Source organism: Paraburkholderia sp. C35, assembly GCF_003121405.1.
GTDB lineage: Bacteria > Pseudomonadota > Gammaproteobacteria > Burkholderiales > Burkholderiaceae > Paraburkholderia.
Genome location: NZ_QBUY01000012.1, coordinates 90454 through 104659, shown reverse-complemented (window position 1 = coordinate 104659; position 14206 = coordinate 90454). Strand labels below are relative to the sequence as shown.

General features: G+C 61.6%; 14 protein-coding genes and 2 tRNA genes. 7 read left to right on the top strand and 9 right to left on the bottom strand.

Annotated features, from left to right (window positions below; translation table 11 throughout):
* Positions 1 to 9: 9 nt before the first annotated feature.
* The 4 genes from DK391_RS10780 to DK391_RS10765 form a co-directional block, all read right to left on the bottom strand.
* Positions 10 to 480 carry a thiol-disulfide isomerase gene (locus DK391_RS10780; RefSeq protein WP_109477990.1) on the bottom strand — a complete coding sequence of 157 codons (471 nt, stop codon included), beginning with the start codon at positions 478 to 480 and terminating at the stop codon, positions 10 to 12.
* Entirely contained in the window at positions 481 to 1644 is a 1164-nt protein-coding gene (locus DK391_RS10775; RefSeq protein WP_239482789.1) for a sialidase family protein, read from the bottom strand. It lies immediately after the preceding gene.
* 95 nt (positions 1645 to 1739) lie between these two features.
* The gene (locus tag DK391_RS10770; protein WP_109478027.1) at positions 1740 to 4121 is read right to left on the bottom strand and encodes a TonB-dependent receptor; all 2382 of its coding nucleotides are present in this window, start codon (positions 4119 to 4121) and stop codon (positions 1740 to 1742) included.
* Between the two features lie 191 nt (positions 4122 to 4312).
* A complete protein-coding gene (locus DK391_RS10765) occupies positions 4313 to 4693 on the bottom strand; it encodes a DUF2946 domain-containing protein (protein WP_109477988.1) in 381 nt (126 codons plus the stop codon).
* Positions 4694 to 4919: 226 nt separating this feature from the next.
* Here DK391_RS10765 and DK391_RS44830 point away from each other — a divergent pair, with 226 nt between their 5' ends.
* Together DK391_RS44830 and DK391_RS10760 are read left to right on the top strand one after the other, a co-directional pair.
* The gene (locus DK391_RS44830; RefSeq protein ID WP_204117333.1) at positions 4920 to 5069 is read left to right on the top strand and encodes a hypothetical protein; all 150 of its coding nucleotides are present in this window, start codon (positions 4920 to 4922) and stop codon (positions 5067 to 5069) included.
* Between the two features lie 353 nt (positions 5070 to 5422).
* On the top strand, positions 5423 to 6019 hold the full coding sequence (locus DK391_RS10760) for a chorismate mutase (protein WP_109477987.1): 597 nt from the start codon (positions 5423 to 5425) through the stop codon (positions 6017 to 6019).
* Here DK391_RS10760 and DK391_RS10755 read toward each other — a convergent pair.
* Positions 6016 to 7194 carry an exonuclease domain-containing protein gene (locus DK391_RS10755; RefSeq protein ID WP_109477986.1) on the bottom strand — a complete coding sequence of 393 codons (1179 nt, stop codon included), beginning with the start codon at positions 7192 to 7194 and terminating at the stop codon, positions 6016 to 6018. The two genes, DK391_RS10760 and DK391_RS10755, sit on opposite strands and share 4 nt — an antisense overlap.
* On the opposite strand from DK391_RS10755, the gene DK391_RS44260 reads away from it, so the two are divergent.
* Positions 7193 to 7381, top strand: coding sequence for a hypothetical protein (locus DK391_RS44260; RefSeq protein WP_162600779.1), 189 nt, complete (start codon positions 7193 to 7195; stop codon positions 7379 to 7381). The genes DK391_RS10755 and DK391_RS44260 overlap by 2 nt on opposite strands.
* A gap of 140 nt (positions 7382 to 7521) precedes the next feature.
* On the opposite strand, the gene DK391_RS10750 is transcribed toward DK391_RS44260, so the two are convergent.
* Positions 7522 to 7725, bottom strand: a complete 204-nt coding sequence (locus tag DK391_RS10750; protein ID WP_109477985.1) for a cold-shock protein — start codon at positions 7723 to 7725, stop codon at positions 7522 to 7524.
* Positions 7726 to 8133: 408 nt separating this feature from the next.
* Here DK391_RS10750 and DK391_RS10745 point away from each other — a divergent pair, with 408 nt between their 5' ends.
* Both DK391_RS10745 and DK391_RS10740 read left to right on the top strand, forming a co-directional pair.
* Complete coding sequence (locus DK391_RS10745) at positions 8134 to 8376, top strand: hypothetical protein (protein ID WP_109477984.1); 243 nt, start codon at positions 8134 to 8136, stop codon at positions 8374 to 8376.
* 536 nt (positions 8377 to 8912) lie between these two features.
* A complete protein-coding gene (locus DK391_RS10740; RefSeq protein ID WP_109477983.1) occupies positions 8913 to 10076 on the top strand; it encodes a porin in 1164 nt (387 codons plus the stop codon).
* 107 nt (positions 10077 to 10183) lie between these two features.
* Here the strand turns inward: DK391_RS10740 and greB are convergent, their stop codons facing one another.
* Entirely contained in the window at positions 10184 to 10756 is a 573-nt protein-coding gene (gene greB, locus DK391_RS10735; protein ID WP_109477982.1) for a transcription elongation factor GreB, read from the bottom strand.
* Between the two features lie 120 nt (positions 10757 to 10876).
* On the opposite strand from greB, the gene DK391_RS10730 reads away from it, so the two are divergent.
* Together DK391_RS10730 and DK391_RS10725 are read left to right on the top strand one after the other, a co-directional pair.
* Positions 10877 to 10953 (top strand) — tRNA-Arg (locus tag DK391_RS10730).
* Positions 10954 to 11046: 93 nt separating this feature from the next.
* Positions 11047 to 11123, top strand: a tRNA-Arg gene (locus DK391_RS10725).
* A gap of 79 nt (positions 11124 to 11202) precedes the next feature.
* Here DK391_RS10725 and DK391_RS10720 read toward each other — a convergent pair.
* Together DK391_RS10720 and DK391_RS10715 are read right to left on the bottom strand one after the other, a co-directional pair.
* Complete coding sequence (locus DK391_RS10720; RefSeq protein ID WP_109477981.1) at positions 11203 to 11691, bottom strand: phage protein NinX family protein; 489 nt, start codon at positions 11689 to 11691, stop codon at positions 11203 to 11205.
* Between the two features lie 74 nt (positions 11692 to 11765).
* A complete protein-coding gene (locus tag DK391_RS10715) occupies positions 11766 to 14150 on the bottom strand; it encodes a bifunctional (p)ppGpp synthetase/guanosine-3',5'-bis(diphosphate) 3'-pyrophosphohydrolase (RefSeq protein WP_109477980.1) in 2385 nt (794 codons plus the stop codon).
* Positions 14151 to 14206: the final 56 nt, after the last annotated feature.

The following is a 14206-nucleotide window of genomic DNA, read 5'->3' as shown; positions in this document are numbered from 1 at the left end:
CGCCCGACGCTAGCGACGCCAGGCATCGAGCATCGCAGGCTGCAACATGCCGCTCGATGCCTGACGCATGCCGTGTGCGTCGATCAGCAGCGTGCGCGGCATCTCACCGCGCCAGTTGGGATCGAGCGCGCGGCGCAGCTTTTCCGGAATCGCCTCGGCGTTCGCGTAGAACGCGGTGCCAGGCGGCAACGCAAGCGAAGCGAGCACCTGCGACAGCGCCGCCGCATTGTCATCAATCGGATCCATCGCGATCATCGTCAGGCGCACATCGCGATGCTGCTTCTGCCATTCGACGATGCGCGCCGTGTTCTCGCGGCAATAGCTGCAATCGAGCGACCAGATTTCGACGATCTGCGGTTTGCCTTGGGAAGCGGCGAGCACCGCTTCGACATCCGGCGCGCGCAGCGGCTTGAGATCGACGGCAAACGCGGTCGAGAACGCGAGTACATACGAAACCAGCATCAGTAGCCATCGTTTCATTTACCTGCCCTCCTCGATGGGAAGGAGCATGTAACCGTCGTTCTGCGTGCGCCACGACAGATAGATGCGACCCGCGTCGTCGAGCAACTGCGGGTTGTCGCTGCCGCCCGCCGTCTGCGCCAGCGTGCGCGGCGCGCTCCAGTGCGCGCCTGCGTCGTCGGAGCGGCGCAGCATCAGGCGCATCGTGTCGCCATCGAAATCCTTCCACGCGAGCCACAGCGTCTTGCCTCGCGCGATCAGCGCCGCGTGCGACGCCTGCTCGTCCGGCTTGCCCGTATCGCCGAACGCCCACGGCTCGCCGAGCGGCTTGCCATCGGCGGAAAGGCGCGAGTAGTAGACATCGGCGCGCCCGTTGACGACGCTGAACCACGCCATATGCCGCACGCCATCCGGCGTGATTGCGAGCGCCGGGCCGTGCTCGGGGCACGCTTCCATGTGCCAGCCGGAGAACGTGGCGCGGATCGGCATGACGGGCTGGCTCGCTTCGGCGGGCAGCACGGCAAGCGCGTGATCGCGGATCTGGCCTTCGAAGACGTTGCGCCACATCGCCTGCACGCGGCCTTCGCTGTCGAGCGCCAGCGCGATGCGGCAACACTCGCAGCTGTGATCCGCGACCTTGCGCTCGGGCTGGAACGTCTGACCGCCATCCGTCGATACCGCGTAGTAGACGGCCGCGCCGTCGTACGGCTTGCCCGCTTTTTTCGCCAGCGTCAGGTCGCGCTTGTCGATCCACGTCACGAAAATGCGCCCTTGCCCATCGACGATCAGCGAATCGAAACGATGCGTGATCGGCTGCCGGTCGCCATGCACGGTGGCCGGGACGCTCCATGTAGCGCCGCCATCGGTCGAACGCGAGAAGCGGACCATGCCCGTGTACGGCGCGTCGAGCGGCATCGACCAGGTCACGTAGATCGTCTGCGCGTCCGGGCTCGCAGCTATTTTCGGGCGGTTCTCGGCGCTGGTGTAGATCGGCTCTGGCATCGCGTTGACCGTGACGGGCGGCGTCAGCGTGCGGCCTCGATCGTCCGAATGCGCGACGACGACGTGCTGCCCTTCGACCCACGCGACCCACAGTCTGTGCTTCGCATCGAACGCGGCGCCCGTCGCGAGGGGCGCTTTTGCAGGCTTCGCGGCGGCTGCGGCGTTCATGTTCATACCGCCCATTCCGCCCTTGCCGCCCGACATGTCCATCTGCATGTCGTGCGCCATCACCGGCTGTATCAACGAGAAACCGACGGCCCATGCCGCCGCCCATTTTCTTAAAGCATCCATTTGAGTTCTCCGTAGAACGTGCGGCCCGGATAAGGGTGAAAGACGTAGTAGCGGCGGTCGGTCAGGTTGTCGATGCCCACCGACGCAAGCCAGTGCTTGCCAACCTGATAGCGCGCCTTCAGGTCGATCACGAAGAACGAACTGGTGCCGCCATAGACGTCGGGATTGATATCGCTGTTGTCGAGCGTGTTGTACTGGCGGCCGGAGTAGCGTATTCCGACGCTGCCCTGCCACTGCTGCGTGAAGTGGTAATTCGCGAGCAGATTCGCCCGCACGACGGGAATGCGCGGAAAGCGCTTCCCGACATACGACGGATTCGCCGAGTCGGCGAGAATCTTCGAGTTCGTCGCCGTCACGTTGGCGTCGAGATCGAGGCCGTGCAGCAGCACGTTCTGCCCCGAGAACGCCAGTTCGACACCGCGCACGCGCACGCGGTCGACGTTCGAGATATTCGTGACCGTCGCAGAGCCGTTGACGGTGGTCTGGCTATAGATCGAATCGCGCAGATCGCTCTGGAACACGCTCGCCCGCACCACGCCCACGCCGACATCGCGTTCGGCCGTGAAGTCCCAGTCGATTGCCTTCTCCGGCTTCAGGCCCGGATTGTTGTTGACGATCGCGTTGTTCGAGATCGTGCCCTGAAACAGTTCGGCGACACTCGGAAAGCGCGTGCCCGTCGCGAACGACAGGCGGAACAGCCAGTCCTGCGTGGCCTGCCATTGCACCGACGCTTTCGGCGACAGCGCGTTCGCGCTGCGGTCCGCGTAGCCGAATGTGGACGAACCGTTGCCGAGCGCGCCGTCATAGGCGTCCCAGCGCTCGTAGCGCAGGCCGAGCGTGGCCAGCCAGCCGGGCGCCAAATGCCACGCGTCCTGACCGTAGAGCGCCTGCGTGCGCGTGTCGCCGCGATAGGTGCTGGCGAGCGTCGATGGCGAGCCGGTCAGCCAGTCGGGTGTGTTCCAGGTCTCGTTGCGCAGGAAGTAGTTGTCGAAGTGATAGCCGACCGTGAGCGCATGGCCCGCGTACAACGGCGATTCCGCTTTCAGATCGAACGTTCGCCAGCCGGTGCCGTCGCCGTAGAAGATCGTGCCGGGGCCGCCGCTGTACGCGGCAGGCGGCGCGGTCGGCGATGAGCGCAGCGTGTCGCGCGACACGTCATACGCCGACACGATGCCCGACAGCTTCCAGCCCGAATCGAGCCGCGCATTCAGGCCGAACGCGTAGAGCCAGTTCTCCTGGTCGCCGTTGGCGGGCGAGAACGCCGTCGGCGAGATCGTGTAGTTCTTCCCGCCGATCGACACGTTGCGCGCATAGACCGGGTTACCGGCGGCATCCGTCAGGAACGTATCCGAGCGGTCCTTGTAGTGGTTTTCCCAATGCCCGAGCGTGAGCGTCGCATCGACGAGATCGGTCAGCGCGTAACCCATGCGCACGCTTTCGTTGATCTGCTCGGTGCGCTCCATCGTCTGCGGCCCGACGATCACGCGCGGCTGGCCGTTCGGGCCGATGTCGGTGGCCGCGCCCGTCACCGCGACGGGCGCGCCGAGCTTCGCGTTGTACGTGCTGCTCGGGCTCGCGTACTGCATCGGCTGGCTGTTGTTCTCCAGACGGTCGAGCGTCAGGGAATACCAGAACCGTCCGACACGATCGGCGATATGTGCCGTCTGATGATTGCCGCCGAAGTTCTTCGAGAAGCCGTAAGCGTCGTCGTAATGCTGCGTGAAGAACTGCGTATCCAGCGACGCTTCGAGCTTCTCCGGCCGTCGCGTCGTGATCTGCACGGTCGAGCCGATCGAGTTGCCCGGATACAGCGCCGAGAACGGGCCGTACAGCACGTCGACCTGCGCGATGTCGTCGGGAGCGATCAGCGACCAGCGCGGTGGATACGCGTAGCTCGAACCGAGCAGGTTCGACAGCAGCAGGCCATCGGCGTACACGAGGCCGCGCGCACTTTGCAGCTCGTTGAAATCGCGCCCGGCGAACACCGAGTTGCGATCGCCCGTGAAGCGCTTGCGCACCATCACGTTGGGCATGTACTTGAGCGCGTCTTCCGTGTTGACGATGTTGTGCGCGTCGATCTGTTCGCGCGTGACGCTTTCGACCACACCCGGCGTGTCGGGCGCGAATGCAGGCGCGGTGCGCGCGGCCGTGACGCTCACGGCCTGCAATGTGTTGGCGGAGTCCGTCAACGCATTCGCGGAATGGTTCGTTACATAAGGATGGGAGACCGAAGCATCTGACGCGGAAGCGTCGATGACGGCACGATCGGTCGTACTTTCGTCAGCCCATGCTGGCTGAACGGCGAACACTGCCGCGCACGCAAGCGAAAGCGGCGTGCGTGCGGACAGCGCAGCGGAAACGATGCGCATGAAAAATCCTGGAAACGTGATCGATGTCGCCATGCGCATGCGCGTGCCCTTCCGTTCCAGCGTGTGAACAAGCACACGGCAGACGAACGGTCAGGGAACACGACGCGCGCAAGGCGGCCCGCCACCCGCTACGTCACGAGTCTTGACGACACGTCAGACGTAGACGGGCGAACGGACTGGCTAGGACAGCTTCAGATCGACGTGACAGGCGGGGCGCGAGGCTGTGCGACGCGTACGCTGCGGCGCACAAAGACGGATTCCGGCTCGCCGGCTTGCACATGGGCAAGCGTGCGGGCAGGCGGTGTGATGAACGGGACGCTCGCGCCGAGTGCGAAGTTGGCAGCGAAGCCCGGACAGTAGACACAGTGGGGAACGACGAGATGCGTCTTCGGCGTCTGGTCGTGTGAAGCATCCAGATCGATGACGACGTTCTGCGCACCAGCCGCGTGACAGAGCTCGACGGACAGCGGGCCTTGAGCGCCCGGCGCACGCGCATAGCCGATGACGGGCGACAGTACACTGAGTACCAGCGCCAGCCATACAAGACTGATCCAGCGTGTTGAGCGTGTCATCGCGACGGGGAGAAAGTGAGCGCGCGCAGTATAGCAAGCGGCCGCGAGACAGTGTTTAGAGGTACTGCAATACCGACAATCGTTTAATTCTAAACAAGGCGCTTCAATCCCTGGGACCATGTGCCGTTAAAGCAACAGAGCGCGCGCCAAAACATCGCCTGCGTGCGGCAGCGCTGGTGCGCTGCACGGCCCGAGGGACATAATGAATTCGTAAAGGAGAAAGATCATGGATACCAGACCGCCGAAGATTCCGACGCCCGACAAGGTGTTCAGCCCGGATCCGGAACCGGCAGGCGTTGAGTTTCTGGGCGCAGAACTGCCTGAGCATGTTCGCGCGTTCTTTGACGAACAACGCAAGTTGTGCGACCCGAAGTAACGGTCGTTGTATGCATTGCAGCATCGGGGTTCGCGCAACGAATGCGTGCGCGTTGTGTTGATGCGCGTCTACGTGCTTCGGTTGTCGAAGCGCTGGGTGAGTGCGCGCCGATGATTTCGCATGGCTCGCAGTTGACTTCGTTCTGCTGAGCGAGCGCTGACGACGCGTCAACGTGTCGCGGTTGTGCACGCCTGTTCGGGCTGATCTTGTACCGATCGCCTGCCGCTGTCTTCTTCCTTCTCCCTCCTTCGCAGTGCTTGCGCTCTTTGCGTATGCGTAACGCATCGTGACGCGCTTCGTCTATTCTTCTGTCTTTTCCCTTATCTCTTTGCAGCCATGCTGCACCACGCTCAATGATCCGTGCGAATCTTGTCGGCGCGCTTGGCGCGATCGTGCTTTCCTCTGCCTGTCTCTTCATGCCAGCATCGGCCCGTGCCGACGGCGACGACACCGCGCTTACGAATCTGATTGCGCTCGTGTCGCAGCGGCTCGCGCTGGCCGAACCCGTCGCCCGCTACAAGTGGGCGCACCAGCAGCCGATCACCGACACACCGCGCGAACAGGCCTTGCTCGCCGATGTCGAAAAGCGCTCGGCGCGGGCGGGCGTGGACCCGGCGTTTGCCCGGGCGTTTTTCCAGGACCAGATCGATGCCAGCAAGGACGTGCAGAACGCACTATTCGATACATGGCGCGCCACGCGACCGCCCGAAGGCGCACCGCCGGATCTCGCGACGAGCCTCAGGCCGCAGTTGGACAAGCTGACGCAATCGCTGATCGCGAGTCTCGCGCGCGTGCAGACGCTGCGTACGCAGGATGACTGCCCGACACGCGTCGCGCGTGGCATCGACAACTGGAAATCGCTGACACGCTACGACAACACCCGCAACGCTGCGCTGACGCGCGCGCTGGGGCATGTGTGCGAATCGGGTGGCGTTGGAGCGACGGGTTAAGCGGCGTCCGCCGCTGCCGATGTGAGACTCGCAGCATTGCCGGACGCGACTGCCGCCCGGCTGAGCGGCAGCACGCGCAGCCCGCGTGCGAGATGAGACTGCAGGATGCGCCACGTCGACAGTTCAAACGTGCCGGCGACGCTCGCCGCGAGCAACGTGGATGCCTCGGCCAGCGTAGGCGCATGACCAACGTAGCGCCATTGATCGACGATGTGAAATACGCGCTCGCCCTCGGCCGCGTCGCGTTCCTCGAAAGCGATGGCGCCGTCGTACGGCCAGGGTGCATCGGCGGGGTCGCTGCGGCTTACGCGTGGCAAACGGTTGTTGGCTGGGCGAAGTGCCGCGATCATCTGTGCTTCGGCCAGCAACGCGCCGATCTCGCCGCCCGTTGCGCGCCACTCGACGCGCTTTACCTGCTGCGCCAGCCGCAACTCTTTCGAAGAGCGCTTCTCGCCCGTCAGATGCGCGCGCAGACGCTGACGCACGCGCACGCTGCGTCCAACGAAGAGCGGCACGTCGTCCTCGCCGTAGAACGCATACACGCCGCAGCCGGCGGGCGCCGTATCGAGCAGGTCTTCGGTGATATCGCCCGCCACGCGGAAGCGGCGCATGGTCTTGTCGATCTGGCCGCGCAGCACCTCGACCGGAACGAGGCCGTGCAGGCGTTGCCAGAATTGCCAGATCAGATCGGCATCGGCGAGTGCGCGGTGACGGTCCGACGGCACGAGCGCGTGCCGCTCGACCAACGCATCGAGTCCATGACGCTTTTCAGCAGGAAACAGCGCCCGCGACAGGCGCACGGTGCACAACATGTCGGGATTGAAGGCGCAACCCACGCGCTGGAACTCGCTGCGCAGGAAGCCGCGGTCGAAGTTCGCGTTGTGCGCGATGAACAGCTTGCCGTCGAGCCGCGCGAACAGCTCCGCCGCGACCGATTCGAAGGTCGGCGCGCCTCGCACCATGGCGTCGGTGATGCCCGTCAGTTGCTGGATGAACGGCGGGATCGGCTGCCCCGGATCGATGAGCGTGGTCCACGTGGACGTGCCTTCGGGCCCTACTTCGACCACACCGATTTCGGTGATTCTGTGCGTACCGACGGACCCACCCGTCGTTTCAAGGTCGACAAAGACGATCGGCTCGGCGATGGCCGGCTCGGACAGAAGCAGTTCAGACATGAGAAAAAACAGTGCGGTGCATGACTTCGTAGAAGTATGCCCTATCGGCGGCGTGCGTTGCGCGACGCAATACCAGTCAGCGGCGAATGTCGTGCTTCCAGTATGGTATGCCGACGAGAATCAGTTTATCGGCTTAATCGCCATAAATAATGCAGCAATCAGGGATTACGCCAATATGACAGATTAATGTCCAACCAGAAAGAAATGTTCGGCCTGGTGTTTTTCCTGAAGAATCAATGCGCATCCAGATTTATTCTCGAACACCAGGCAATAAAAAACCCTCGACAAGCGAGGGTTTATCCTGAGAGCCAGCGGCTCAACCGCGCATTACAGCGGCTGGATGTTCGCAGCCTGCTTGCCCTTCGGCCCAGCCTTCACGTCGAACGACACGCGTTGGTTCTCCTTCAGCGACTTGAAGCCCTCTGAACGGATTTCCGAGAAGTGCGCGAAGAGATCTTCGCCGCCCGCGTCGGACGTGATAAAGCCAAAGCCCTTAGCATCGTTAAACCATTTGACGATACCGGTTTCCATGTTCCACTCTTCCTCGATTTGATAAGTCAGCCAAAGCCGTTAAATGCCGTTTAACGATTTACGATTCTGAAACCGGAATATATGCAGGTTGCACAGTTAGGTATTCGTCATCGAAAAATCCAGCAGGCCATTTATACGGGCAAGCACATATACGCGTCAAGCGGTTTTAAATGGAAGCCTGGACCTGCGTCAAATCATTCGATAAAGCGAACGCATAGTCGGGATTGCGTGAAGATTATTTAACCATGTTCGGTCCGAATTTCCGGTTGCAAGGCTTATAACAAATATCTGTCAGAAAACTTTGCCGGTGTGTAACAAATCGTGACTTTCGTAAGTGTTTTCACGACTTGTTAAGGTGGACAGCGGATCGGAAGATTTCAGCTAGCAGTTTGCAATGGGAGAAACGCCATGCTGTTCGACACCCTTCGCCGCCTCGCCGCGCATCTGTTCCCGTCAACGAAGGGCGCCCCGCTCTCCGACTCGCCGCTGCACCGCCCGTCACTGCTGGAGTTCGACCCGATGTGGCACGGCGATCATTGGCAGAACCTGCTGTCTTCCCCAATGGACGCGCGTCACTATGTGATCGAAGATTGGAGCCTGATGCCGGGACTGGAATTCGCGCCCGCCGGCGTGGATGGCAAGCCGCAATAAATCGGCAAATTGCAGAAAAAACAGGCAAAAAACGCGCGACTCTTGCGAAGTCGCGCCGACAAAGGTTTGGAGATCTTTTTCGTCAACGAAAAAGTCTGCTTCGAAAAGCAGAGATTTCAGTATAGCGCTCGTCGCGAATTTGATTAGCGTCGACTCTCGCAATCCACTATTGCAGGGCTGACAACAATCGCAATTGAACTATTTTTACGTTGTTTTCATACGTCATTTCATGTCGTAATTGAACAACGCGCAAAGGTTGACACCTGATCCCCGCGCCGGCCAATCGGCCGCAAAGCCTTTATCAATAAGGCTTTCAGCCTCTATCTCGATAATTTCCTCTCACGTAATACTTTATTGCTGATTTCGGAACGGCCATCGGGCACGGCACGTCTCTACACTTTGCCTACCCGGAAACGAACGCACGTCGGTCACCGTGCGTTGTTCACGCGACCTGGCCCTCTCGCAGCATTCCACTCGCGTGAAGTTTCCTTCAAGCCTGGGTTTCCAAAACCCATCCTGTTCTCGGAGTTACAAAGATGAAAAAGACTCTCATGGTCGCAGCCCTCACGGGCGTATTTGCAACGGCAGCGCATGCGCAAAGCAGCGTCACGCTGTACGGCCTGATCGACGCCGGCATCACCTACACGAACAACCAGCACGGCAGCAGCAACGTTCAAATGACGAGCGGTTCGGTGAACGGCAGCCGTTTCGGCCTGCGCGGCGCTGAAGACCTCGGCGGCGGCCTGAAGGCAATCTTCACGTTGGAAAACGGCTTCGGCATCAATGACGGCACGCTCAAGCAGAACAGCCGTCTGTTCGGCCGTCAGGCGTTCGTTGGTCTGGCAAGCGCCCAGTACGGCGCTGTGACCCTCGGCCGTCAATACGACAGCATGGTCGACTACGTCGGCCCGCTGGCACTGACGGGCACGCAATACGGCGGCACGCAGTTCGCCCACCCGTTCGACAACGACAACCTGAACAACTCGTTCCGCGTCAACAACTCGGTCAAGTACACGAGCGCTAACTACGGCGGCCTGAAGTTCGGCGCACTGTATGGCTTCTCGAACCAGGCTGACGGCGCTGCAGGTCAAGGCTTCGCGAACAACCGTGCATACAGCGCGGGCGCATCGTACAGCTTCGCCGGCTTCAACGTCGCTGCTGCTTACCTGCAACTGAACAGCAACGGCTCGCTGGCAGCAAACACGGCAGCCTTCAACTCGGGCGGCGCAATCAACGGCGACAACACGTTCTTCGCTGGCCGTCAGCAAACGTGGGGCGCAGGCGCAAACTACACGTTCGGCCCGGCAACGGCTGGCATCGTGTACACGCAAACGAACCTGTCGAGCCTCGGCGGCATCGGCGCAGGTGCATCGGGCGTGACGGGTGGTGTTGGCCTGAACGGCTCGAGCGCTCACTTCCAGAACTTCGAAGCGAACGCACGTTACGCACTGACGCCGGCTCTGAGCGTTGCTGGTTCGTACACGTACACGCGTGCAAGCCTGGAAGGCGAGCGTCCGCACTGGAACCAGTTCAACCTGCAAACGGCATATGCGCTGTCGAAGCGTACCGACGTCTACCTGCAGGGCGAATACCAGCAAGTCAGCTCGAACAATGTCGTGAACGCCGACATCAACGGTCTGGCAGCTTCGGGCAACGAGAAGCAAGTTGCTGTGACGGCTGGTCTGCGTCACCGCTTCTAAGCATCAGCAGTACTTGCAGCATGAAAAAGGCGCCGCTAGCGGCGCCTTTTTTTCGTCTGGGCTTTGTGATGGTCCGAACCGCGCGATAGACGGGCGACGATAGCTTCTCAGGCCTCTTCTTCCTCACGCGTCGGATAGACGACGTCGAGCACATCGATCGGCTGCGGGCCGGCAGGCGTATGCAAGATCACCTGATCGCCGATCTTCGCTTTCAGCAGCGCGCGCGCAATGGGCGAGATCCAGCTAACGTGCCCTACGTCCAGGTTCACCTCGTCGACGCCAACGATCTTCACGGTATGGGTTTCGCCGTCTTCCGTTGCATATTCCACGGTCGCACCGAAGAAGACCTGATCCGTGCTTTCCTGACGGCTGCTGTTCACGACCTCGGCGAGATCGATACGCTTGGTCAGAAAGCGGATACGCCGGTCGATCTCGCGCAGCCTGCGCTTGCCGTAGATGTAATCGCCGTTCTCCGAGCGGTCACCATTCGACGCCGCCCACGACACCAGCTTCACCACTTCCGGCCGCGCTTCGTCGATCAGATGCAGCAGCTCGTCCCGCAGACGCCGATAACCGGCGGGCGTGATGTAGTTCTTCGCACCCGCCGGCATGTCGGGTTGCGCGGCGTCGAGATCGTCGTCGTTCTCGTCAGTCGATTCTTTGACAAAGGCTTTGTTCATGATGGTTCAGCGCTGATGCGGACATCCAGATATCAAGCCTACATGATAAGGCTGTTGTCACAAATTTCCGGGTTGCCCCTTCCCTTTTTCTGAGACCTTGCTATAATCTCATTTCTGCGTGCGGCTGTAGCTCAGTTGGATAGAGTACTTGGCTACGAACCAAGGGGTCGTGGGTTCGAATCCTGCCAGCCGCGCCACTTTTTTCGAGGGCCTTCCTCCTGGAAGGCCCTTTCGTTTCACCGGGTCGAATGCATGCAGTTAGCGTCGACCGAGCAATTCAAGTTTAGCGTGCGGCTGTAGCTCAGTTGGATAGAGTACTTGGCTACGAACCAAGGGGTCGTGGGTTCGAATCCTGCCAGCCGCGCCACCCATGAAGGGCCTTCCAATCGGAAGGCCCTTTGTCTTTTGTGCTTCCCTTTTCAATCGTCCGACCGCTGCACTAGCCTTCAGCGCGGCGCCGACTGGATATCGCCGATCTCGCCATCCGGGTGAGGCATATCGTTCTCGATTCCCACCGACCATTGCTCGCCGATCGGCGTCGCTTGCGTTCCAAACAGCGATTGAGGCTGACGCACGACGTCGTCGACGGTCTCGCCGAACCGGCTGATCACGAACGCCTTCAGGAGCGCGATACGCAGCGATTCACCGTGCGCGGACACCGTCTTGTGTCCACCCTCGAAATCCGCGACGCAATGCGCTGCGCCATCACGCGTACGCTCGCGCACTTCGAGCCGCTGCGCGCGTTCCAGCACGACAGCGGCCGCTTCCCATGAGGTCGATGGCGTGAAGCGGCCATCCCACGGGCGGCCGCGGTCGTTGCCGCGTATCGAGACGACGCTGCCGCTATCGGTAAAGTGGATTTCGCGCACGAAGTCGTGCAGGCTGCGGGCGACCCAGTAGTCGAGCGACAGACCGGAGAGATCAGCTACGTTCATCGCGTTGTTCCTGTGGACAGGCAGAGGCTCGTGCGCGTCGGTAGAAACGACACGCCCGCCTCTCAACTTCGATTTCAGTAATCGGCGCGCTCGCGATCGATCCGCATGCCGCCGTCGTGGTGACGATGCCCTTCTTCGCTCGGCCGTTCGCGCGCGATGCGCATCACGTCGAGATTGGTCCGCACGCGGCGCATCACGTTGGCGAGATGCACGCGGTCGCTGACCTGAATGACGAAGCGCAGCACCGTCGATTCCTGCGACTGGTCTTCGTCCATCGCGATGTGCACGATGTTCGCGTCTGCGGACGTGATATCCGCCGCGACGCGCGCGAACACGCCCTTGGTGTTCTTGACCAGCACCTTGACCGCCACGTCGAACAGGCGACCCGGCTGCGGCGCCCATGCGACGTCGATCCAGCGGCCCGGATCGCGCCGGTGGATGCGCTGCGCGACACGGCAATCCGTCGTGTGGATCGCCATGCCGAGGCCGATGCCGATATAGCCCATGATATTGTCGCCAGGAATCGGGCGGCAGCACGCGGAAAGCTGCACCGACATGCCTTCCGTACCCGTGATGACAACGGGCGGCGCATTCGATGTGGAATGTTCGGAGCGCGGGTGATCGTCGTCGCCTTCGTGGCCATCGCGGCCGTTCATCAGCACTTCGATCCGCTTGGCCATCACAGCGGCCACGCGTCGCCCGAGGCCGATGTCCGCGAAAATTTCCTGACGGTTCTTGTTGCCCGTCCACAGCACGAGCTTGTCCCACACTTCCGGCGTGACATCCGACAGCGCAAGCCCGTAGCCCTTCAAAGACTGATCGACGAGACGCTCGCCGAGTTGCACCGACTCGTTCAGGCGCATCGTCTTCAGATAGTGACGGATCGCGGTGCGCGCCTTGCCCGTGCGCACGAAACCCAGCCACGCAGGATTCGGCTTCGAATACGGCGCCGTAATCACTTCGACGATATCGCCGCTCTTCAACTCGGTGCGCAGCGGCAGCAGTTCGTTGTTGATCTTCACCGCGACGCACTGGTTGCCCAGATCGCTGTGGATCGAATACGCGAAGTCCAACGCCGTGGCGCCGCGCGGCAGCGCCATGATCTTCGACTTCGGCGTGAAGACATAGACCGCATCCGGGAACAGGTCGATCTTGACGTGTTCGAGGAACTCGCTCGAATCGCCGACTTCGCTCTGAATGTCGAGCAGCGATTTGAGCCACTGATGCGCGCGCTTCTGCACATCGTTCAGATCTGCGCCGCCGTTCTTGTACAGCCAGTGCGCGGCGACGCCCGCTTCCGCGATCTCGTGCATCTTGCGCGTGCGCACCTGGAACTCGATCGGCGCGCCAAACGGGCCGACCAGCGTGGTATGCAGCGACTGATAGCCGTTGACCTTCGGAATCGCGATGTAGTCTTTAAACTTGCCCGGCACGGGCTTGTACAGCGCATGCAGTGCGCCCAGACACGTATAGCACTCGAGCGCGCTTTCCACGACCACGCGGAAGCCGTACACGTCGAGCACCTGCGAGAACGACAACTGCTTGTCGCGCATCTTCTTGTAAATGCTGAAGATGGTTTTCTCGCGGCCCGTCACTTCGGCATCGAGCTTCGCGTCCGAAATGGCGCGCTGCACCGATTCGAGAATCTTGCCGACCACTTCGCGCCGGTTGCCGCGCGCCGCCTTCACCGCTTTTTCGAGCGTCGCGTAACGGTGCGGATTGAAGTTCGCGAAGCTCAGATCCTGCAGTTCGCGATAGGTATTGTTCAGACCGAGCCGGTGCGCGATCGGCGCGTAGATGTCCAGCGTTTCGCGCGCCACACGGCGACGCTTTTCCGGCGGCACGGCGCCGAGCGTACGCATGTTGTGCAGCCGGTCCGCCAGCTTCACGAGAATCACGCGGACATCGCGCGCCATCGCGAGCAGCATCTTGCGGAAGTTTTCCGCCTGCGCTTCCTCGCGGCTGCGGAACTCCATCTTGTCCAGCTTCGACAACCCGTCGACCAGTTCCGCGACTTTCGCACCGAACCGCTCCGCGAGTTCGGTCTTGGTCACGCCCTGATCTTCCATCACGTCGTGCAGAAGCGCGGCCATGATCGACTGCGCGTCGAGCTTCCACGCCGCGCACGTTTCCGCGACGGCAACAGGATGCGTGATGTAGGGTTCGCCGCTTTGACGGTATTGCCCGAGGTGGGCTTCGTCGCTGAAGTGGAAAGCGGCCTTGACCTCCTTGATCTCTTCCGGGCTGAGATAGCCGGAGAGCGCGGTGGTCAGTTTGGCGATGGAGACGACATCATGCCGGCGCGGCTGCTCCGGCGTGGCGGTCGGCCCGAACAGATGGCGAAACGATTGTTCGAGGACCGCGTCGATGTACTTGCGTGCAGACGATGGCGAATCGCTATCGTGTTCCTGGGCAGCATGGTCCACTTCCGTGGCGGATGGCGAGGGGTTGGTGCTCATGGTCGCCTCCGTGTCGATAGTGCCGTCTGCACGCGAAGAGTTGATTACACGACGAT